General features: G+C 69.9%; 15 protein-coding genes, 1 tRNA gene and 1 other RNA gene. 9 read left to right on the top strand and 8 right to left on the bottom strand.

The genetic code is table 11. The features are described 5' to 3' along the window. Nucleotides 1-478 precede the first annotated feature (478 nt). Nucleotides 479-3559: a DNA polymerase III subunit gamma and tau gene (locus ON29_RS37685; RefSeq protein WP_040864404.1), complete on the bottom strand. Its 3081-nt coding sequence runs from the start codon at nucleotides 3557-3559 to the stop codon at nucleotides 479-481. Nucleotides 3560-4008: 449 nt separating this feature from the next. Between ON29_RS37685 and ON29_RS02090 the strand changes: the two genes are divergently transcribed. From ON29_RS02090 to ON29_RS02075, 4 genes are all read left to right on the top strand, one after another. Next, nucleotides 4009-4827: a hypothetical protein gene (locus ON29_RS02090; protein WP_040864403.1), complete on the top strand. Its 819-nt coding sequence runs from the start codon at nucleotides 4009-4011 to the stop codon at nucleotides 4825-4827. A gap of 79 nt (nucleotides 4828-4906) precedes the next feature. After that, a complete protein-coding gene (locus ON29_RS02085; RefSeq protein ID WP_040864402.1) occupies nucleotides 4907-7153 on the top strand; it encodes an MMPL family transporter in 2247 nt (748 codons plus the stop codon). Next, the gene (locus tag ON29_RS02080) at nucleotides 7150-7839 is read left to right on the top strand and encodes a TetR/AcrR family transcriptional regulator (RefSeq protein WP_040864401.1); all 690 of its coding nucleotides are present in this window, start codon (nucleotides 7150-7152) and stop codon (nucleotides 7837-7839) included. Before ON29_RS02085 ends, ON29_RS02080 begins: the two co-directional genes overlap by 4 nt. Before the next feature lie 85 nt (nucleotides 7840-7924). Further along, the gene (locus ON29_RS02075; RefSeq protein WP_040864400.1) at nucleotides 7925-9241 is read left to right on the top strand and encodes an ammonium transporter; all 1317 of its coding nucleotides are present in this window, start codon (nucleotides 7925-7927) and stop codon (nucleotides 9239-9241) included. A 16-nt stretch (nucleotides 9242-9257) separates the two neighbouring features. Here the strand turns inward: ON29_RS02075 and ON29_RS37425 are convergent, their stop codons facing one another. After that, entirely contained in the window at nucleotides 9258-10337 is a 1080-nt protein-coding gene (locus ON29_RS37425; protein ID WP_281032487.1) for a neutral zinc metallopeptidase, read from the bottom strand. A 127-nt stretch (nucleotides 10338-10464) separates the two neighbouring features. Between ON29_RS37425 and ON29_RS02065 the strand changes: the two genes are divergently transcribed. Continuing rightward, nucleotides 10465-12096 (top strand): DUF2207 family protein, encoded by a 1632-nt coding sequence (locus ON29_RS02065; RefSeq protein WP_040864398.1) that lies wholly within the window; start codon nucleotides 10465-10467, stop codon nucleotides 12094-12096. A gap of 59 nt (nucleotides 12097-12155) precedes the next feature. Here the strand turns inward: ON29_RS02065 and ON29_RS02060 are convergent, their stop codons facing one another. The 3 genes from ON29_RS02060 to ON29_RS02050 form a co-directional block, all read right to left on the bottom strand. Then, entirely contained in the window at nucleotides 12156-13430 is a 1275-nt protein-coding gene (locus ON29_RS02060) for an ROK family transcriptional regulator (protein WP_040864397.1), read from the bottom strand. 342 nt (nucleotides 13431-13772) lie between these two features. Further along, nucleotides 13773-14483, bottom strand: a complete 711-nt coding sequence (locus ON29_RS02055; RefSeq protein ID WP_040864396.1) for a DUF8020 domain-containing protein — start codon at nucleotides 14481-14483, stop codon at nucleotides 13773-13775. A 125-nt stretch (nucleotides 14484-14608) separates the two neighbouring features. Continuing rightward, nucleotides 14609-15184, bottom strand: coding sequence for an HhH-GPD-type base excision DNA repair protein (locus ON29_RS02050; RefSeq protein ID WP_040864395.1), 576 nt, complete (start codon nucleotides 15182-15184; stop codon nucleotides 14609-14611). A 218-nt stretch (nucleotides 15185-15402) separates the two neighbouring features. On the opposite strand from ON29_RS02050, the gene ON29_RS02045 reads away from it, so the two are divergent. Both ON29_RS02045 and ON29_RS02040 read left to right on the top strand, forming a co-directional pair. Beyond that, a complete protein-coding gene (locus ON29_RS02045; protein WP_040864394.1) occupies nucleotides 15403-16209 on the top strand; it encodes a methyltransferase domain-containing protein in 807 nt (268 codons plus the stop codon). Nucleotides 16210-16217: 8 nt separating this feature from the next. Continuing rightward, nucleotides 16218-16658 carry an SRPBCC family protein gene (locus ON29_RS02040; RefSeq protein ID WP_040864393.1) on the top strand — a complete coding sequence of 147 codons (441 nt, stop codon included), beginning with the start codon at nucleotides 16218-16220 and terminating at the stop codon, nucleotides 16656-16658. A gap of 114 nt (nucleotides 16659-16772) precedes the next feature. Here the strand turns inward: ON29_RS02040 and ON29_RS02035 are convergent, their stop codons facing one another. Both ON29_RS02035 and ffs read right to left on the bottom strand, forming a co-directional pair. After that, nucleotides 16773-18062: an aspartate aminotransferase type Ic gene (locus tag ON29_RS02035; protein ID WP_040864392.1), complete on the bottom strand. Its 1290-nt coding sequence runs from the start codon at nucleotides 18060-18062 to the stop codon at nucleotides 16773-16775. A 241-nt stretch (nucleotides 18063-18303) separates the two neighbouring features. Beyond that, nucleotides 18304-18398, bottom strand: an RNA gene (ffs, locus tag ON29_RS34225) — signal recognition particle sRNA small type. A gap of 129 nt (nucleotides 18399-18527) precedes the next feature. Here ffs and ON29_RS02030 point away from each other — a divergent pair. Further along, nucleotides 18528-18615, top strand: a tRNA-Ser gene (locus tag ON29_RS02030). Nucleotides 18616-18908: 293 nt separating this feature from the next. Further along, nucleotides 18909-19547, top strand: coding sequence for a hypothetical protein (locus ON29_RS02025; RefSeq protein ID WP_157172630.1), 639 nt, complete (start codon nucleotides 18909-18911; stop codon nucleotides 19545-19547). 18 nt (nucleotides 19548-19565) lie between these two features. Here the strand turns inward: ON29_RS02025 and ON29_RS33560 are convergent, their stop codons facing one another. Then, nucleotides 19566-21137 (bottom strand): WS/DGAT domain-containing protein, encoded by a 1572-nt coding sequence (locus ON29_RS33560; RefSeq protein ID WP_051174793.1) that lies wholly within the window; start codon nucleotides 21135-21137, stop codon nucleotides 19566-19568. Nucleotides 21138-21213: the final 76 nt, after the last annotated feature.

Raw genomic sequence — 21213 nt, 5'->3', positions numbered from 1 at the left:
TCCGAGCGCTTCTGTGCGGCGGCCGGACGTTCGTCCGTCCGAGCGCTTCTGTGCGGTCGACCGGAACGTTCGTCCGTCCGAGCGCTTCTGTGCGGTCGACCGGAACGTGCGTCCGTCCGAGCGCTTCTGTGCGTCCGGGCGGGACATACGTCCGTCCGAGCGCTTCTGTGCGGTCGACCGGAACGTTCGTCCGTCCGAGCGCTCCTGTGCGGCCGGGCCGGACATACGTCCGTCCGAGCGCTGGTTTGCGGCGACACCGCGGGTGCGGCGTGGCTGCGGCTGACCTCGCCGACCGGCCTTGCGGCCGACCGTTCCTAACGCTGTACAAAACCAGGCAGGCAAGAGCGATCGCACGTCACGGTCGCACGTACGCCTGGGCATACCATAGAACGTCGGCGTACCGAAGCTCCCGGCTACCCGTACATACTACCGTGGAGTGCGAACTCCGGTTAACTTAACGTCGTGAGAGCGGTGGTTGTCAACCATCCAGCCGTGTGGCACCCAGCTCACTCTTCAGCAATTCGAGGGCGACCTCGTCCGGGTCGCGCCGGTCGCCGGGGGCCACCGGATCGGCCGCGGCGGCCATCATCTCCCGCTCCTCTTCCGGCGTCGAGGCGGGAACGGCGCCGTCGCCGCTCCAGCTCCGGCTGCTCGCGGCGTCGCTTCCGCTCGGTTCGGCGTCGTAGGGCGGCGGATAGTCCGCGGGGCCGGGATCGTCCGGCAGGTCGGGATAGTCGGGCGGCGGTATGTCGTCCTCCGCGGGGAACGGGCGCGGATTCGCGCCACCCGCGCGGGCGCGACCCGCGTTACCCGGCTTCTCGGCGCCCGCGTTGCGCGCCTGGCTGGGGCGGGAGAACCTCGGCGGAGCGGCGGCATCCGGAGCGCGGCCTGTCGCGTTGCCGGATTCACGTCCCGGCTGGCCTGCCGCCTGTCCGCGAGCACGGTTCCCGCTACCGCCGGCACGTGGCGCCGCGGGCCGTGGCGCCGCGCCGCCCGCTTCCCAGCGCACCTCGTGGTCGCGGCCGAGCACCGCCCGCACCGCCGACCGCACCGCTTCCAGGTTCCGCGGATCGGACAGACGCTGGGCCAGCGGCGCGTGCTGATGCGCGAAGACGATGACCTCGCCCTCCACCCGGGCGACCGACGCACCGGCGAGCATCGCCTGCACGGCCGCGCCGAACTCCCGCACTTTCGCGCGGATATCCGCCCAAGCGGCTTCCACCTCGCGCAGCAGATCACCGCTCGGCGCCGAGGAAGGACCGGCGGGCTCCTGCGCGGACGTGTGGGACGACCCTGCCTCGGATCGCCCAGGATCGCCCTGATCGGGGGCGGAATCCTGCGCGCCGGGCGAGTCGGCGGCACCGCGATCGGGCCCGGCCGCAGAACGCCGCGCCGTACTCGGGTCCCCCGCCCCAGGATCACGCCCGCCAGCGGAACTCCGGACGGCATCCGGGCCCGCGGTCCCCTGCTCGCGCCCGGAACTCGGCGCGGCGGACGACTCGACGGCACCGCGATCACGCCCGACAGCGGAACTCCGCGCCGCATCCGGGCCCGCGCTCCCGTCCTCGCGCCCAGAACTCGGCCCCGCAGCCCCGCGATCAGGCCCCACGGCAGAATCCCGCGCAGCAGTCGCGTCGGCGGCCCCGCGCTCGCGCACGGAGCCCCGCGCGGCAGTCGGGTCGGCCCCGGGAGCGTTCCCGACGGCCGGATCGACGGTAGGCGACGCCGCCTGCGCATCCGATGCCGGAGAACCCGCCTGCTGCGGCACCGGAGAAAGTCCCGATTGCGCTACGGCGTCGGAAACGCGCTGCACGGCAGCCGGTCCGGAAGGAACGCGGACCGCCCCGGCGCCCGCTGCGCTGCCAACCGGGCCGGACGCCTGAGGATTCGGCCCCGACGCACCCGCCGTCCCGGCCTTCGAAGTACTCGGCGCGGCGGTCGCACTCGGCCCTCCCGCCGACATCGTTCCCGCCGACCCGCTGTCGGGCACAACCGCGTCCGGTTCGGCAACCGGCGCAACAGGCTCCGCGCCGCCTTCCGTGCCCGGAGCCGGCGCATTCGTGGACGACTCACCACCGGCGGGCGTCGGTCGATGCCCGCCGCCCGGTGCGGCGACAGTGGAACCTGCCGCACCGGAAGACGGACTTCCCCCGCCACCGATCGGCAGTGGGCGATCAGCGGTTCCGGCACCGGTGCCAGGCCCCTCGGTTTGCGCCGAACCGCCGGTGGGATTGGCTCCCCCGGCGTCGGCAGCGTCCTCCGAGCGACCACCCCCGCGGTTCTCGCGACGAATCGCGGCCAGCGCCTCGGCACCCCGGCGACGAGGTGACTCCGACGGCGACCCGGCCGTGGGCTGGGCGGGCGCGGGCGCCGAAGACGCGGCGGGCGCGGCGGCGAAGGAGCCCCCGGCCATACCGCGCTCGAGCCGTTCCAAGCGTTGCAGCGTGGCGGATTCCGCATCGGACGCCGACGGCAGCAACATGCGCGCGCAGACCACTTCGAGCAGCAGTCGCGGCGCCGTCGCGCCGCGCATCTCGCCGAGACCCTCGTGCAACAGTTGGGCGTAACGGGTCAGGGTGGCCGAACCCAATCGCTCGGCTTGGTCCCGCATCCGGTCGAGCACGTCACCCGGGCCGGTGACCAGGCCGCGTTCGGTGGCGTCGGGCACCGCCCGCATGAGGATCAGGTCCCGGAAGCGGTCGAGCAGGTCGGCGGCGAATCGCCGCGGGTCGTGGCCCGCCTCCATCACCCGGTCGACGGTGCCGAACAACGCGGCGCCGTCGTCGGCGGCCAGCGCCTCGACCGCGTCGTCGATCAGCGCCACGTCGGTGACGCCGAGCAGCGAGACCGCGCGGGCGTACGTGACGCCCTCGGGGCCCGCGCCGGCCAGCAATTGATCGAGCACGCTCAGGCTGTCGCGCGGCGAGCCGCCGCCCGCGCGAATCACCAAGGGGTACACCGCTTCTTCGACCGGCACGTGCTCCTGCTCGCAGATCCGCCCGAGCAGTCCGCGCATCGTGGCGGGCGGCAGCAGCCGGAACGGATAGTGGTGCGTGCGCGAGCGGATGGTGGGCAGCACCTTGTCCGGCTCGGTGGTCGCGAAGATGAAGATCAGGTGGGCAGGCGGCTCCTCGACGATCTTGAGCAGCGCGTTGAATCCGGCGGTGGTCACCATGTGCGCCTCGTCGACGATGAACACCCGGTACCTGGACTCGGCGGGCGCGTAGAAGGCGCGGTCCCGCAATTCCCTGGTGTCGTCGACGCCGCCGTGGCTCGCGGCGTCGAGTTCGATGACATCCAGGTTGCCGGTACCGCCGGGCCCGAGTGCTACGCAGGACGGGCAGGTACCGCAGGGCGTCGAAGTGGGGCCCGACACGCAGTTCAGCGATCGGGCCAGAATGCGCGCGGAGGACGTCTTGCCGCAGCCGCGTGGACCGGAGAACAGATAGGCATGACTGATCCGCCCCGTGTCGAGCGCGATACTCAGCGGGTCGGTGACGTGCTCCTGACCCACCACCTCAGCGAACGTTGCCGGTCGGTACTTCCGGTACAGAGCCACGGCCAGAGGTTACCGGCGACCCCCGACAAAGGACATGCCCGCCCGCCGCGCCGGGCGCAGGCCCTCGCGGGCGCACAAATGTGACTCAAGTCACAACATGCGCCGCGTCTTCTTCGCCGCCCACCCCTCGCACGCACGATAGCAACCTCAGAGCTATCGCTCACGCTGCACGAGCGAAGTCCGGACACAGCCGCCACGACACCCTGCCCGGGCCGCAGAATGCGGACTCACACCCCGATTTACCTCGACTTTTCGGAGATAACGAAACCGCAACCATGGGTGACATCGATGCAATCGTCTGGCTAACGTGGCAGTCGGCAACTTCGGTAGCCAAACCTTCATCAGGTTGGTGACCCCGGCCGGTCCCTCATCCCGACCGGGGCACAACCTCGAGAGCACCACGGGTGACCAGCGCCAATTCCCCCACTTCCACCGGAGGACCGTCCACCGTGTCGTGTGACGACATCGCCGCCGCCTGGCTGTCCAGCACCGATTTCGCAGGCGACCGCTCCGCCGTCGCCCTCTTGAGCCGCGCCATCAGCCCGCAGGAGTTCGCGATCAAACGCGACTCGCTGCCGGTCACCGCGGCAGCAGATCCGGCCACCGCAGCCGCCATCCTCGAACTCCTCGAGCGCGGCCAGGTGCCGACCATGGCCGCGATCCGCACTTTGACCGCGCAGAACGAGATGCGCCGCGAGGCCGAGCGCATCGAACGTCTCGGCCGCCGCGCCCAGCGCAGCATCGATGACTTCGGCCGGGTGCTGGCCAAACTGGCCGACGCGCACTGGACCGCGCACGGCTACGGGCCCACCCGCCGAGACGTGCTGTGCACCGAGCAGATCATGACGCTGATCCGCACCCGCGTCGGCAACATCGCCCCATCGGCGGTCAAACACCTCTGGCTGATCGAGCGAGCCCAGCGCGCGGGATGGATCGCCTCCAACGCGAATCCCCGGTCCCTGTGCGCGGGCCGCCGTTTCTACGCGGCCCAGTACGGAAACCGGGTCTCGTTGCGCCCCGTGAACACCATCGGCACCGCGATCGCGGCCTATCTGGCCGATTACCTCGACGAACACGGCCGCGCGCCACGCTGGTCGGTGGTCGCGCAAGAACTGCGCGACGACCGCGGCCGCCGGATCTTCCACAACACCGCCGATGCCCGCGCCCAGGAACTCTGGTTGACCACCGCGGAGTGGGTGGAGATGCGCGACGACCTGCCCGTGCCCGGACGGAGGGGATTGCGGGCCATCCGTAAGTCCCGCGGCTGACTCGGACGCCGCCCGCGGGCTCGACACCTTGGGTTAACGGCGTTACTCTAACGCCGTTAACCTATCGAGCGGAGCCGCGATGCTGACCCGGATGGCCCGATTCATCACCCGAGCTCCGCGCGCGGTGCTGGCCGCGGCGCTCGCGGTCGCCGTGCTGTGCGGCGTCTTCGGCGCCACCGCGCCCGCGCACTTGAAGTCCGGCGGGTTCACCTCGAACGACGCCGAATCCGCCCTCGTCAATGAGCTGATCGCCGACAACTTCGCCGGCGCCGCCCCCAATTTCGTCCTGCTGGTCGGTTCGGACGCGGGCGCGGACGATCCGGCCACCAAGGCGGCGGGCATCGGGCTGGCCGACGCGCTGAAAGCCCGCGGCGACGTGCGAGGCGTGCAGTCCTACTGGACCACGCCGCAGCCGCTGTCGAACGCGTTGCGCAGCGCCGATCGCAAGAGCGCCCTGGTCGTCGCCTACCTCGACGGAGACGAGACGCAGGTCCAGCAGACCGCGAGTGAATTGAAGCGGCAGTTCTCGGGCGTCTCCGACGGCATCACGGTCCGCCAGGGCGGCATCGCCGCGATCTATCACGACGTCACCGAGCAGACCACCCGCGACCTCACCCTGGCCGAGGGCGTCGCCGTACCGCTGTCGATGATCGTGCTGGTCCTGGTGTTCGGCAGTCTGGTCGCCGCGGCCCTCCCGCTGACCATCGGCGTGTTCGCCATCCTGGCGACGCTGGCGCTGCTGCGCCTGTGCACGCTGTTCACCGACGTCTCGATCTACGCGCTGAACATGACGACGGCGATGGGGCTGGCGCTGGCCATCGATTCCAGCCTGTTCATCGTCAGCCGCTTCCGGGAGGAACTGGCGCGCGGCCTGGATCCGGCCGCCGCCACCATCCGGTCGGTGCAGACCGCGGGGCGCACCGTGCTGTTCTCCGCACTCACCGTCGCGCTCTCGCTGGCCGTGCTGAGCGTGTTCGACCTGTACTTCCTGAAGAGCTTCGCCTACGCGGGCGTCGCGGTGGTCGCCGCGGCGGCGACCGCGTCGATCGTGGTGCTGCCCGCGGCGCTGGTCCTGCTCGGGCACCGGGTGAACTCCCTCGACCTGCGGGCTCCGCTGCGCCGCCTGTTCCGCCGCGGCGCGCCCGCGCCCGGCCCGAAGGAGCCGGAGGACAGCGGCTGGTATCGGCTGGCAGGGGTGGTGATGCGGCACGCGGCGCCGGTCGCGATCGTGATCATCGCGCTGCTGCTGGCGCTCGGCGCACCGTTCCTGTCGGTGAAGTTCGGTTATCCCGACGACCGGGTGCTGCCGGTCAGCGCCACCAGCCGCCAGGTCGGCGACGCCCTGCGCACCGAGTTCCCGCAGGCCGATCCGGTCGCGGGCACCACGATCGTGCTGGACGGCTACCACGGTGACAACGCGGCGCTCGGCGGGTACGCCGCCGAACTGTCGAAGGTCGAGGGCGTGCCCGCTGTTCTGTCCGCCGCCGGGGTCTACGCGGCAGGCGCGCGAGTCGCGCCCGCTCCGCCCGGGATGGCCAACGACACCGGGACCTACCTGAATGTCGCGACCAAGCTCGATCCCTTCTCCCCTGCCGGGGACCGCCAGCTGACGGCGATCCGGACGGTCCCGGCCCCGGGCGAGGCGCTCTACGGCGGCGCCGCGGCGGCCAACGCCGACTCCCTGCACGCGCTGGCCTCCCGCCTTCCGCTCGCGGCAGGCCTCATCGCCCTCACCACCTTCATCGTGTTGTTCCTGTTCACCGGCAGCGTCGTGCTGCCGATCAAAGCCCTGGTGCTGAACACACTGTCGCTGGCCGCCGCCTTCGGCGCGATGGTGTGGGTGTTCCAGGAGGGCCATCTGTCCGGGTTGCTCGGCTTCACGCCGGTCGGTTATCTGGTGCCGACCATGCCGATCCTGATGTTCTGCCTGGCCTTCGGCCTGTCCATGGACTACGAGGTGTTCCTGCTTTCGCGGGTGCGCGAGGAGTGGCTGGCCACCCACGACAACACCCGCGCGGTGGCGGTCGGCCTGGCCCGCACGGGCCGGATCTTCACCGCGGCCGCCGTGCTGATGGCCATCGTGCTCGGCGCGCTGGTCACCGCGAAGGTGTCGTTCATGCAGTTGCTCGGCCTCGGCCTCACGCTGACCGTGCTCGCCGACGCCACGATCATCCGCGGTCTGCTCGCGCCCGCGCTCATGCGCCTGCTCGGTCCGGCCAACTGGTGGGCGCCCGCACCGCTGGCCCGCCTGCACGCCAAGATCGGGCTGACCGAAGGCGAGGAGGACGCCGCCGCGCGCCCGCTGGAAACCGCGGGGCGCGCGTGATCGGTGGCAGGCGTCCGCGCTCGCCGCGCGGCTCCGGCGCCCAGCTGCGCGAGGAGATCCTGCGGGCCACGGCCGAACTGCTCACCACGACCGGGCATGCCGACGCCGTCTCGATCCGGGCGGTGAGCAAGCTGGTCGGGGTGAGCGCGCCGTCGATCTATCGGCACTTCGCGGACAAGGACGAGCTCATCGACGCCGTCGTCGCCCAGGTCTTCGAAGACCTCGCCGAGGCGATGCGAGCGGCCACCGACCCCACCACCTCTCCGATGCACCAGCTGCACGATCAAGGCATGGCCTACGTCCGCTTCGCGCTCGAGCATCCCGAGCAATACCGGCTCGCGACCGCGCCCACCGAGACCGAGGGCGTGGTGGACCAAGTGCTCACCAGCGGTGCCTTCGAGCATTTCACGGCCACCGTACGCAAGTGCATGGAGGACGGGACGATGGCGCAGCGCGACCCGCTGCCGATCGTGCTGGAACTGTGGTCGGCGGCCCATGGCATCGCCTCCCTGCTGCTTGCCAAGCCCTTCCTGCCGTGGGGCGACGCGGAAGCCGTCGCCTCGCGCGTGCTGGGCGCGGCATGCGTCGGCTACAGCGTGCTCGACCTGGTGGGTTCGGACCCGCCCACACCGGACACGGTGACGGCGTGGCTGCGCCGCGTCAGGAAGGACCAGACGCCGGCCTGACCGCCTTTCGACCGATCGGCTGTCGGCCCGCGAGCGACCATTCGGTAACTTCCTCGCAGCGCACGCGCGCGGAAGGAGTGAACCCGTGTCTTCAACCATCGACCCCGCGGCTACCGCCTGGCTGCTGGTCAGCACGGCCCTCGTCCTGCTGATGACCCCGGGCCTGGCCATCTTCTACGGCGGCATGGTCCGCTCGACCGGCGTACTCAACATGCTGATGATGAACTTCATCGCCATCCCGCTGGTGACGGTGACCTGGCTACTGCTCGGCTACAGCTTGGCGTTCGGTGACGACGCGGGCGGCGGCCTGATCGGCGGCCTCGCCCACCTGGGCATGGCGGGCATCGATCCGACCTCGGTGCGCGGCTCGGTGCCGGAGCTGTTGTTCGCGACGTTCCAGCTCACCTTCGCGGTCCTGACCGCCGCGCTGATCAGCGGCGCCATCGCCGATCGGGCCGAGTTCGGCGCGTGGATGATCTTCGTGCCGCTCTGGGCGCTGGTGGTGTACGCGCCGATCGCCCACTGGGTGTGGGGCCCGGACGGCTGGCTGGCCTCGTTCGGCGCGCTGGACTACGCGGGCGGCCTGGTGGTGGAGATCGCCTCCGGCGCGTCGGCCCTGGCCCTCGCGCTGGTGCTCGGCCCGCGCATCGGGTTCAAGGTCGATGCGATGCGCCCGCACAACCTGCCCTTCGTGCTGCTCGGGGCGGGGCTGCTGTGGTTCGGCTGGTTCGGTTTCAACGCCGGTTCGGCGCTGGCGGCCAACGGCCTGGCCGCGGCCGTCTTCCTCAACACCTTGGTGGCGGGCTGCCTCGGCATGCTCGGCTGGCTGGCGGTCGAGCAGATCCGCGACGGCAGGCCGACCACCTTCGGCGCCGCGTCCGGCGTGGTGGCCGGTCTGGTCGCCATCACTCCCTCGTGCGGGTCGGTCAACACCCTCGGTGCGCTGCTGGTCGGGCTCGCCGCGGGCGTGCTGTGCTCGTTCGCGGTGGGCTGGAAGTTCAAAGCGGGCTACGACGATTCGCTCGACGTGGTCGGCGTGCACTTCGTCGGCGGCATCGTGGGCACCGTGCTGATCGGCTTGCTCGCCACCGAGGTGATGACCGGCGGCGTCGAGGGCCTGTTCTTCGGCGGTGGGCTCGCTCAGCTCGGCAAGCAGCTGGTGGCGGTGCTCGTCGTCGCGGCCTACGCGTTCGGCGTCTCGTTCGCGCTCGGCAAGGGCATCGACCGGTTCGTCGGATTCCGGGTCAGCAAGGAGGACGAGACCGCCGGGATCGACTTCGCCCTGCACGCCGAGACGGCGTACGCGGAGGGAGTGCACGGCCACGCGCCGCGCCGCCTCGGCGAAGGACATCTCGGGCGCCCGCACGCCCAGCGCCCACTCGAGGACGATCCGACGGCATGAGCGCCCGCGTCGCGCCTCAGCTCACCGAGCCGGCCGACGCGGTGAACGTATTGCACTGGACCGCACGGTTGTTGTCCAAACCCGCCTCGAACCACTGTCCGCCGTTCTCGGACGACCCGTGGTCGCGCATGTCCCCGGCCTGGTCACCGCGCCCGTAGGCGTCCTTGCGGGCCAGAGTGAGCTGCGGGTCGGTGAGCGAACCGCCCTTCGACGACGAGGAGAGGTACATGCCGTCGAAGCAGTTGGCCTGCAATTCGACTCGGCGCGACAGCTCCAGTCCCTTGGCGCTGCGCGGCCCCACGTCGGCCCGATCGCTGTTGGCCTTGCGCAGGATGCCGGACATCGCCTGCACGTGATGTCCGTACTCGTGCGCGAAAACCGACAGGTAGACCACCCAGTTGTCTTTGAAGTAGTCCGTCTGCAACTGGCTGATCGGCATGTAGACGGTCTTGTTCGCCGGGCAGTAGAACGCGGCGAAATTGCTGGTCGAGCCGGTGCACGGGGTGGTGATGCCCGTCGTGGTCGCGCTGACGTTCAGTGCCGGCGGCTGGAACGGCAGATTCGCCTTGCGCAGCACGGGTTTCCACGCCGCTTCCAGGCAGGACGCGGCGCTTTCGAAGAACTTGCGGGCGGCGTCCACCTGGGTGCCCCACGGCGAGTAGTCGCACTGCGCCGGAAGCAGCGTCGCGTTGGGGTCGGTCAGCAGCGGGTTGTTGCCGGTTTCCGACGGTCCGACCGTGCCGTCCGGCTGCGTGTCGAACGTGAAACTCGGTTGCGGACCGGACGCGTCGCTCGCGTCGCGCCCCACCGAGATCGCGTTGCGTACCAGTCCCGCCGCCGCCAGGAATACGACGACGACCAGCAGCACAACCCATCCGCCGCCTCCGCGTTTGCGTGGCGGCGGGTAGGGCGGCCGCCCGGGCGGACCATAGGGCATGGGCGGAGGCACCGCCGGGCCGTAACCCGGTGGCGGGCCGTAGGCGGGCGGCGCGTATCCCGGCGGCGGGCCGTATCCGGGAGTCGGACCGTACCCAGGCGGCGGGCCGTACCCCGGGCGCGGGCCGTAGGGCGCACCGTAGCCGGGCGGCGGAGGCACCGGGCGCCCCCCGCGCGGGACCGGTCCGTGTCCGTACGGTGGTTGTGTCACGCCCCCGTACCCCCTCGTCTCAGTGATCGCCGACAGCCGCTGACGCAGGATAGCAAGCTGTCTAGAGTAGGCAGCCATGCTGACTTTTCGGGGGGCCGCCCTAGGCGCGCTGCTTCTCGCCATCGCGGGAATGTTCGCGACGGCCCCGGTCACCCAGGCCCAGCCCGCGCCGGAGGGCGTGACCATCACCGCCGATCTGAAGCTGAGCCGCGAGGGCGTCCTCGAAGTGGTCGAACAGGTCTCGGTGCCGCCGGAGGGCTCGTTCCGGATGTCACTTCCGCTGCGGCTGCGGGTCGGTGACGACGCCGAGCGCGTCTTCCGGGTCACCGACGTGGATACCGAGGGCGCGGGCACCGCGACGGTCGCCAACGACCAGTTCACCATCGAGGCCCGGCCCGGCGAATCCACCTTCCGGTACTCCGTGCAGAACACCGTCAGCGACGCGCGGGGCACCCAGGTCTTCCATTGGCTCGGTGTGCTCAACACCGACATCGCGTCCATCAGCGCCTCGCTGATCAGCCCGAGCTTCGAAATGGGCATCGTGGACTGCAAACTCGGCCCGCCCGGTAACACCCGGCCGTGCGCCGACGTCAAGATCGAGACCGACGGCGTCCTCTTCCTCGAGCAGACCGACCTGCACAAGGGCGACGCGATCGATCTGACGCTGCAATTGCCGCCCGGCACCGTGCCGAGCAACGCGGATGTCCGCGACAGCGGCGACGCGGGCCCCTTCGCGATCACCGCCCCGGTGCTCGTCGCGTTCGGCGTGCTGCTGCTCGCGCTGGCCGGTTTGGTCGCCTATGTGCTGCGCGCTCGCCGCCTGGACGCGACGGTGGGCGGCGGTTCCGCGACGATCGATCCGCTGGTGCGCGAGGGTGATCGCGTGCAGTTCACCTCGCCCGAGGGCACGCTGCCCGGTGAGGCCGGGCTGCTGCTGGACGGACATGTCGATCCGGTCGACATCGCCGCCACCGTGGTGGATCTCGCGGTGCGCCGGTACATCCGGATCACGCCGCTCAGTGACAGCGACTGGCGGATCACCCGGGTGAACACCCCCGACGACCAACTGCGCGACTACGAGAAGGCCGTCTACCAGGCGCTGCTGCCCGAAGGCACCGACGCGGTGACCTTGGGCGAACTGCGCAAGCCGGGGCGCGTGACCTCCGAACCGGTACGCGCCGCACTGGTCGCCGACGCCGTCGCCCGCGGCAACTTCCTCGATCGCCGCCGTCCCGGCCTCGCCCTGTGGCTCGGTGGGGCGCTGGTGGTCGCGGGGGTCGTGGCCACCGTGGCGCTCGCGCTCACCTCCGGACATGCCCTGGTCGGTGTCGCCATCGGGCTGGGGGGTGTCGCGACCCTGCTCTCGCCGAAGTACCTGCCGGTGCGGACGGCGCGCGGGCTGGAGCTCGCCAAGCAGATCCGCGCGCTGCAACGCGGCCTGGAAACCACTCGGCGCGAACAGATCCCGCCGATCGACCAGGAAACCGTGTTCTCCCGCGCCCTGCCGTTCATGGTGCTCGGCGCACGCGCCGACAACTGGATCCGCGCCTTCCGCGACCTGGACCCCTCGGCCGACGCGCAACCCGGCCTCTACTGGTTCGGCGGCTTCGAACGCGACCGCAACCTGCAGCGCTTCGCGGGCCACTTCCCGTTCTTCATCACCGCCCTGGAGAGGCTTTTCGCCCTCGCGGGCGATCCACACCGCTAGCGTCACGCGCACGAAAAGGGCGATCAGCCGCTGCGGCCGATCGCCCTTCGCCGTATCACTCAGTCGTGCAAGGCGGTTCGCCGGACCGCGGCCAGCGGATCGGCGTAGAGAACGCTCAGCGAGGTCACCACCGCGGCGTATTCCTGCACTTTGCCGCCGAAACCGCTGATCCGGATGTCGGTGGGCGGCAGGGTCGAACCCTGGTTGAACGCCCGCGCCACGTGCGCGACCGCGGGACGGTAGCCGGTGAAGGCCTGGCCGCCGAGGATCACCCGATCGGGGTTGAGCATGTCACGCACCATGGCCACGGTGTGGCCGAGGATGGTGGCCCGCTCGGCGAGCAGTTCGCGCGCGGACTCCGATCCGGCCTCCGCGGCCCGGTACAGGTCGGCGATGGTCGAGCCCGCGGTGCCGTTGTGCGCCGGGATGATGCCCCGCCCGACCGCCCTGGAGTGCAGTGACCGATCACCGACGGTCACCTCCAAGCAGCCACGCCGTCCGCAGGTGCATTCCACGTCCGAGCCCGTGGGCAGATGCGCGATCGAGCCGGGACCGTTGCTCGGCGTGTGCACGCGACCATCCAAGGTCACCGCGACACCCGCGGTCTCACGCACGTAGAAATACAGGCTGCTGCCCCGCTCGAGGCGGGCCTGGTCCTTGGGCTCGCCGGTGGGCAGCAACAGCTCCGAGCCTGCCATCGCCTCCACGTGCGGCGCCACCGAGACGGGCAACTCCAGCACCTCGCCGAGGACCGAACCGACCTGCGCTCCACGCCATTCCAGTTTCGGATGATCGACGACGCCGGTCAGCGGGTCGACCCGGCCGCCGATCGCGACGCCTGCCCACAGCGCCTTGCGCCGGTGCCAGCGCTGCAGGAACGCCTTCGCGCTGCGCGCGACGGTGGTGGTGGCGAATTCCTGACCGGTCTGCGGGGTGGCGATGGCCAGCCCACCGAGGATGCGGCCGCGCAGGTCGGCGGCGACGATCTTGGTGACCGCGGCGCCGATGTGGATACCGAGGGTGAGGTAGGCGTCGTGGTCGATTTCGAAGGGGACGCGGGGGCGCCCGACCGCACCCGAGGCCGTCAGGTCGGGGCGTTCCCGCAGCAGGCCGGCCGCGAGCAGCGCGGAGACCTGGCGGTTGACCGTGGCGATGCTCAAACCCGTTGTGCGCGCGGCGTTGTCGCGGGAAACGGGACCTCCGGTGGCGGCGCGCAGGACCGCGGCCGCCGGGTTGTCGGCGAGGCGCAGTTCGGGAGCGACAACCGGGCGCTGAACGCGGGCACGGCCGTTGGCAACCCTGGAGACGGATCGTTCAAGGGTGGGAAGGGACATTGTGCGGATCCTTGCTGAAGTCCCGTAATCGACGGGACATGCCTACATGGGCGGCGAGGCAGCAAACGAGCAGGAAAAACCGCTCAGCTGCAGCAAGAGAGACGACACAGTTCGCGTGTCAATGGCAGCCGCAGACCCAGCGCGGCGGTCACGTAAGTGACGCGCAGGAGGTTGGGTCGGCCGGCAGACATGTCATCAAAATTAACACCGATTTCCGCGACGCACCAACCCTCGACGCGCCGTTGTGTGCACAGGCACATTGTTTCCGCAGGTCGCGGGCACGCGAAAAGACCCCGCCGCCCGGAGAGCTCCACGGGGGCGGGGTATTTTCGCTCGGAAGGATTACTTCGGCGCGGTGAACGGCTGGTTGATCGTCGTGAAGTACTGGATCGCGGCGCCGATCGCGACCGGGGCGGTGACCAGCAGCTGGCCCGCGAGGGTGCCCAGGGCGCCGACGGCGATGATGCCGCCGAGGCAGCCGATGGCGGCGGCCGGGATGAACGCGCCGAACAGGCCGACGATCGCCGCGGAGGCGACGGTGGCGCCGGCGATGCCGCCGAGCACGCAACCGGCCGCACCGCCCACGATGCCACCGACGAGCGTGCCGATGGTCGCACCGGCGGCGATCGTGCTGGTCAGGCGGGTCCAGGCGGCGACCTCACGGTCGTACTCGGTCTTCCACGGCGCCTTGTCCTCGTACGGCAGGGCGACCGGCTTGTAGACCGCGTGCTCCCGGTCGAACAGCGGCGTCAGCGTCGCGCTACGACCGGAAATCTGTGCGGCGATCGGGAATTCGAAGTCCTCCAGCTGAAACCGCAGCGGCTGTGCCGCGAGCACGGTACCGTTGGATGCCTTCACTTGGAGCACTTCGTCCTCGACTGCGAGCGAACCCGCGTCGGTTTCGATGATCGACTGGGTGTCGGTCGCGTACGCGGTGAAATTTATTGCGCTTTCGGCGCTTTCTTCCGTCGGCGCGGCACCGGATGTCCCCGCGGCCACTCCGGTCGCAATGGTCACCAGCGCCGCCACTACGGCGAGTTTCCTCATCCTCATGTCCTGCAATCCCTCATCTCAGGTGGAGCCGTTCCAGGCAAAAGCATCAGGCACCGGCTGTGCGAGAACGAGGAAAAAACGCAGGACGATTTCAAATAGGCAACCGCAGAGTTACAGTTGCCGTACTACTTCGCTTTGGCCGCCGCTTTCGCCTGCTTCTTGAATTCCCTTACCTGCGCGAGAGATTCGGCGTCCGTCACGTCGGCAACCGATCGGCGTGAGCCCTCGTCGCCGTACGCGCCCGCCGCCGCGCGCCAGCCTTCCAACTGCACGCCCCGCTGCTTACCCAGCAGAGCCAGAAAGATCTTCGCCTTCTGCTCGCCGTAACCGGGGAGGTCCTTCAGGCGGCGCAGCACCTCTTTACCGTCCGGGTCGCCCGCCGTCCAGATGTTCTCCGCCTTGCCGTCGTAGTGCTCGATGACGTAGCGCGCCAATTCCTGCGCGCGCCGGGCCATGGACCTGCCGTAGCGGTGGATCGCGGGCGGCGTCGCGGCGAGCTCCTCGAACTCCTGGGGGTCGGCCTCCGCGATGCGCTGGATGTCGAAGCCACCCATCCGGTCGGCGATCTTCTTCGGGCCGCGGAAAGCGTGCTCCATCGGGTACTGCTGGTCCAGGAGCATGCCGAGCAGGGTGGCGAAGTGGTCCTCGGTCAGTAGCTTGTCCGCCTCGGCGTCCTGCGCCAGGCATAGCGTGCGAGTCATCGCCTACCTCCTGCTCGGTGTGCTGGGGACGGGTCGATCATCTCACCGGCGCCTACGGGGCGGGACGCCGCGGGTCGTCACCGCCCGACATGGGTAGTGACTCACCTCACACTGCCTACGCGCGGGTAGATGACCTGCCGCGTAGGCTCCAGACCATGCCTCAGATGACGGCGACACCGACCAAGACGACGGCAACGGCCAGGGATGGACACGGGCCCATGAGCACCTACGCATTGCGCCCCGACCGGTTCGACCGAGCAGGCCAGGACCAACTCGTAGACGTGCGCGACCTACAGGCCGCGCTGCCCGGTATCCGCCGCTTGCGCAGCTGGGCGCATGAAGCGCTGGCGCTGCGGCCCGGCGAGCACGCCCTGGACATCGGCTCCGGCACCGGGACGGAGGTCATCGCCTTGGCCGAAGCGGTGGGCCCGGACGGCAGCGCGGTCGGGATCGAGCCCGACCCGCATCTGCTCGCCTCCGCCGAGCGCCGCGCCGCCGAGGCCGGCTCGACCGCCAAATTCCACTCCGGGGACGCGTACGGCGTGCCGTTCGGCGCGGAGAGCTTCGACGCCGTCCTGTGCGAACGAGTCTTCCAGCACCTGACCGCGCCCGCCCGCGCGGCCAACGAGATCGCGCGCGTGCTCCGCCCGGGTGGACGCGTCGTGGTGGTGGACAGCGACTGGGGAACGGCGATCATGCACCCCGGTGACCGGCAGGTCGTCCGGGAGGTGATCGACACCCTCGTGTCGGCAACCACCAATCCGTTGTCCGGCCGTCGGCTCCCCGGCCTGCTCACCAAGGCGGGCCTGGTGGTCGACGACATCGGTTCGCATGCCTTGGTGCAGGACCGCAGCGTGGGCGCGGGCTCGTTGGTGACCAGGATCTCGGCGATGGCGGTCGCGCGCGGCGCGATCACCGAGGCGCAGCGCGACCAGCTGCTCACCGACCTGGAGGCGGGCGCGGCCAACGGCGACATCCACCTCTCGGTCACCATGTTCGCCGTCCTCGCGCACAAGCCGCACTGACCCGGCCGATGGCCGTCGACGTGCGCACCGACGTCGTGATCGACCGCTCCCGCGAGCTGGTCGCGGCGTACGCGGCCGATCCGGCGCACGCTCCGGCCTGGTATTCGCGCATCCACGGCGTCACCTGGGAAACGGAGCCGCCGCTGGGCGTCGGCTCCCGCATGGTGTTCGTCGCGCACTTCCTCGGCAACAAACTGACCTACACCTACGAGGTGGTCGCCTACGATCCCGGCACACGGCTGGTGATGCGCACCGCGCAGGGGCCGTTTCCGATGGAGACGACCTACACCTGGGCGGACACGCCGGAGGGCGGCACCCGTATGACGCTGCGCAACCGCGGCGAGCCGAGCGGATTCGGGAAACTCGCCGCGCCGGTACTGGAGGCAGCGATCCGGCGGGCGAACCGGGGGGATCTGGCGCGGCTCAAGGAACTGTTGGAGACCGGGTAGGCGGCTGCCTCACCGTCTCGCCGGTACCACCTCGGTCGGCGTCGGATCGAGCGCACAAATGGAATCGCCCGGCACGAATCCGTGCCGGGCGATCACTGTGTTCTGGATCCGCCGCTACTTGCCGAGCAGCTTCTCGGTGGCCGCCAGCAGCACGCAGGTGGCCAAGCCGTCCATCGCCTTCTCCAGTTCGGGCAGCTTCGGGAAGCTCGGGGCGATCCGGATGTTCTTGTCCTCCGGGTCGTTCTTGTACGGGAAGGCCGAACCGGCCGCCGTGAGCGCGATACCCGCGTCCTTCGCGAGCGCGATCACCCGCGCCGCGGTGCCCTCCAGCACGTCCAGGCTGATGAAGTAGCCGCCCTTGGGCTCGGTCCAGGACGCCACCTTGGACGCGCCGAGGCGGTCCTCGAGGACCTTCAGCACCAGGGCGAACTTCGGTTCCAGGATGGCGCGGTGCTTCTGCATATGCGCGCGCACGCCGTCGGCGTCGCCGAAGAAGCGCAGGTGACGCAATTGGTTGATCTTGTCAGGGCCGATGCTCTTCTTCGAGGCGTGGCTCAGGTACCAGTCCAGGTTCGCGGTGGAACCGCCGAGGAAGCTCACGCCCGCGCCGGCGAAGGTGATCTTCGAGGTGGAGGCGAACACCAACGGGCGGTTGGGGTTGCCGGCGGCGGCGGCCAGTCCGAGCACGTCGATCACCGGTGCGGCGGTGTCGGTGAGCGGGTGCACCGCGTACGCGTTGTCCCAGAACAGCCGGAAGTCGGGCGCTGCCGCCGGCATCGAGACCAATTCGCGGACAACGTCTTCGGAGAACACCACGCCGGTGGGGTTGGCGTAGTTCGGCACTGCCCACAGACCCTTGATCTGCGGGTCCCTCGCCAGCAGCTCGGCGATGGCGTGGGTGTCCGGGCCGTCGTGGCGCATCGGGATCGGGATCATCTCGAAGCCGAGCGCCTCGGTGATCGCGAAGTGCCGGTCGTAACCGGGGGCCGGGCACAGGAACTTCAGGGTGTCCTCGGCGGCCCAGCGACGCTCGGAATCATTGGTGCCGTACAGCATCGCGTAGGTGATCACGTCGTGCATCAGCTCGAGGCTGGCGTTGTTGCCCGCGAGCAGATTGTCCACCGGGATGTTCAGCAGCTCGCCGAAGATCGCGCGCAACTCCGGGAGACCGTGCAGGCCACCGTAGTTGCGGCAGTCGGTGCCTGTGCCGTCGCGGAAATCGCCCTCGCCGGGCAGGTGCAGCAGGGCGGCGGACAGGTCGAGTTGCTCCGGCGAAGGTTTTCCCCGGGTCAGGTCCAGCGTGAGCTTCTCGGTCTCGAGCGTCGCGTAGTTCGCGGTCTGGGTGTCGTGCTCGAGCACGAGCTCCTCATGGCTCATCAAACCGATCTGCGTTTGCCGGGGCATCCTGGGCAGCCTTTCAAGCAGCTAGGGGACGATGGTCTGGCCGGACCGATGGGCGGCGACCGAACAGTTGTCCATGCAGACGCACATGCATCCGCGGACGGTGTTCACGTTACCCGTGTGGTGCCCGGAATTGGAGGCGTTATCCGCCCACGGGCGGGGTTCGTCCGGAACCCGGGCCACGTCCGGTCCGCATCGATCGAGCGAAGGCTCGGCAACCGCGCATACGCCGCGCGAGCCGTAAGATAGGGGACCCCGCGCACCCGGCAGAGCCCGTTGACCCTTGCTGCCTTCCGGCCCTGGGGGAGTTCACAGGATGCGCGCCGCGCGGGATCCGTCGGCCAGTGTAGCGCCTCCGGTCCGCAACACCACCTTCCGGGCCCATCACCCCGCCAGAACAGGCATTCCACTCCCCCTTCCCCCACCCTGTTTGGCGACCGACGGGGGGATACCGGTATGCTGCTCCACGGAGGATTCGCCTAGTGGCCTATGGCGCTCGCCTGGAACGCGGGTTGGGTTAACGCCCTCAGGGGTTCAAATCCCCTATCCTCCGCCACGAAAGGCCGGGTCGGACGCTTGATCGCGTCCGGCCCGGCCTTTCGCATGAGATACGCCAGCTCGGCGGCTGAGCATTCGGCAACTTTGCTCGGCTGTGACGTGGGCCACTATCCTCCACGCGGGAATCGCTTCACCGGAGACGTTCGCCGTTCGATGGCTACGGATTCGCGGCGCGGCAGGTCCCCAGAAGCCGAGACGCTCGGGCCGACCCACGGCGTCCGGCAGCGGGGCGAGCCCCGTTCGTCCGATCTAGGCTGTGCGACTTCCCATTCCGATGGAATGATCGTCCCCGTGACTCAGTGGCTCCCGCTCTTCGGTTCCCTCATCGTCGCCATGGCGGCATTGGTCGGCGTGCTGGTCAACAACCGCACGAACCGGGCGGCGCTCACCGCCGCTGACGAGCGCAATCGGGTCACCCTGGACGCGGCGCAGCGCAGCGTGGAGTCGACCAACGCGGCGGCCGAGCGGCGCGAGCACGACAAATGGCGGCGGGAGTCGGTGCTCACCGCGGTGTCCTCGGTGCTGGCCATCTCGAACGACGTGCGCCAGCAGTTGTTGCGCTGCGAACGCTGGGAGGCCGACGAGCTGGATCGGGTGGACGAGGAGATCCGGCAGATCATCACCGGCTCGCGAGGTTTCATCAGCAGCTTGCGCGTCGTGGCGCATCGCAAGATCCCCAATCGCTGCGAGGACCTGATGCGTACGCTCACGGCGGCACTGAACATCAGTTTGCAGCGCCGCAGGATCGAACTCGACGGCGAGGCCGTCGCCGAGGAGATCACCGAGATCCAGGCGCTGTGGTCGCGGGCGATCGAGAACACCGTCGAGGAGGAACGCTCGGTCATCAACGCCACCCGGCTGGAACTGGAGATCAAGATCTCCGCCGAGGTCCATCAGTCCGCACCCCAGCCCGCCCTCGTTCGTTCTTGACCCGCGGGCGCGCGATCGTCACGCCGGGGCGGAGTCGAGCAGGGTGCGGTGTGCTTCCAGCAGCGCGGCGCGGAGGTGGGCGGCGTAGGCGTCGAGATCCGGTAGGACCGCCCGGTCGGCGTGCAGGGAGATGGTGATGGTGTCGCCGAGGCCGTGTACGCCGTGGGTGAGGTGCATGACGGAGCCGAGTGCGGGGAACCCGGCCGTGAAGCGCACCTCCCCGCCGCCGAAGGACAGGTCGGCCGGGCCGCGGTCGACGCTGGAGACCACCGTGTGCCCCGCTATCGAGTCGGGAACAGCGTCGAGGGGGTAGCCGTCCACGTCCCGGCGCAGCACCGGGGCGGGGACTGACGCGGTGACCCGGTCCTGCGCCGACAGCAGCGGATGCCGTGCGCGGACGCGCCGGTCGGCGAGCGCGGCGGCGATCTTGTCGGCGCGCAGGCCCGGATCGGGTTCGTCGATGAAGAGATCGACGCCGAGGCTGCGATAGTTGTTGCGGGGGCGGTCGACCTCGGGAAGGGCCATCGGGACCTGCGCACCGAGACGCTCCACCGGCTCGCCCCGGTCGGCCAGGTAGCGGGCGAGCGCCAGCGACACCGCGGTCAAGACGACGACCGTGACGGTACGACCTGGCACCCGCAGATCTTCCGCCGGGAACACCAGCATCCGAGCTTCGTGCCGCGAGATCCCCTCCGCTGTGGTCCGGTTCAGCGCGCTCGGCGGGTAACCCTGTCCGGGCGGCGGCAATTCGCCCGCCTCGGTCAACTCCGCCAGCCGCTGCTGGGCTCGAAACGCCTGGTAGCCACGCACCGCCGTCGCGGCCATCAGAACCGGCACGCGCAGCAGGCCGACCGCCGAATCGATCAGCACACCGATCGGCAACACGCTTCCCGACACCGCATCACCGATCGTCCGCACACGGGTCCCTGCCGTCCAGTCGATACCCTGCGGATCAGCGAGCACCTTTCGCGTGGATACGTCCAGTACCGATCGATCACTCGGCGTACGACGAGCCTCGCCGACCGAACTGCCGGCACCTGCTTCCTCGATACCGCCGTCGCCTCTGGTCCGTACCCCACCGGGCGCAGGCAACCGTGTTCGGCCTTCGTCCCCCACCGCGCGATTCTCCGCCGCACCGAACAGCGCACGCCCGATCGCCGAGGCCCGCCGCCCATCGGCCAGCGCGTGGGACATCTGGAGCAGCACCACCAGCGCGGGCTCGCCTTCCAGCCCTGGCGCGTCGGCGATAGCGCGGAAGACGTGCAGCCGCCACGGGTGCGCGGTGGCATCGACGCCGGTGCCGAGCAGCTCGCCGAGCACGTGCAGCAGGTGCTGCCAATCACGCTCCGCCAGTTCGTGTTCCACGAATTGCTCGGCAGCGAATTCACATCGCGTCCAGCACGGGTAATCGATGTCGGCGGGCAGTTCGCGCAGCCGGACCCGGAGGTCCGCGATCCGCGCGCTCCGTTCGGCGACAGCGGCGCGCAGTTCCTCGGTGGGCCGTCCGCGGTCGACGAAGCAATACAGCAGAAAAAGGTCGTTGCGCGTCCGTTCGGACAGCCAATACATCGTCGCGTCCTGTGGTGCCATGGCGCTCACAAGTAAAACGATATCGACTCGGATCGAACGGCGCCCCGCGAGCGGAACAAATGTGAATGATCTTGTT

The sequence above is a fragment of the Nocardia exalbida NBRC 100660 genome (assembly GCF_000308575.1).
Lineage (GTDB): Bacteria > Actinomycetota > Actinomycetes > Mycobacteriales > Mycobacteriaceae > Nocardia > Nocardia exalbida.
The sequence above is the reverse complement of the archived record's forward strand: the minus strand, read 5'-3'. Positions and strand labels throughout refer to the sequence as shown.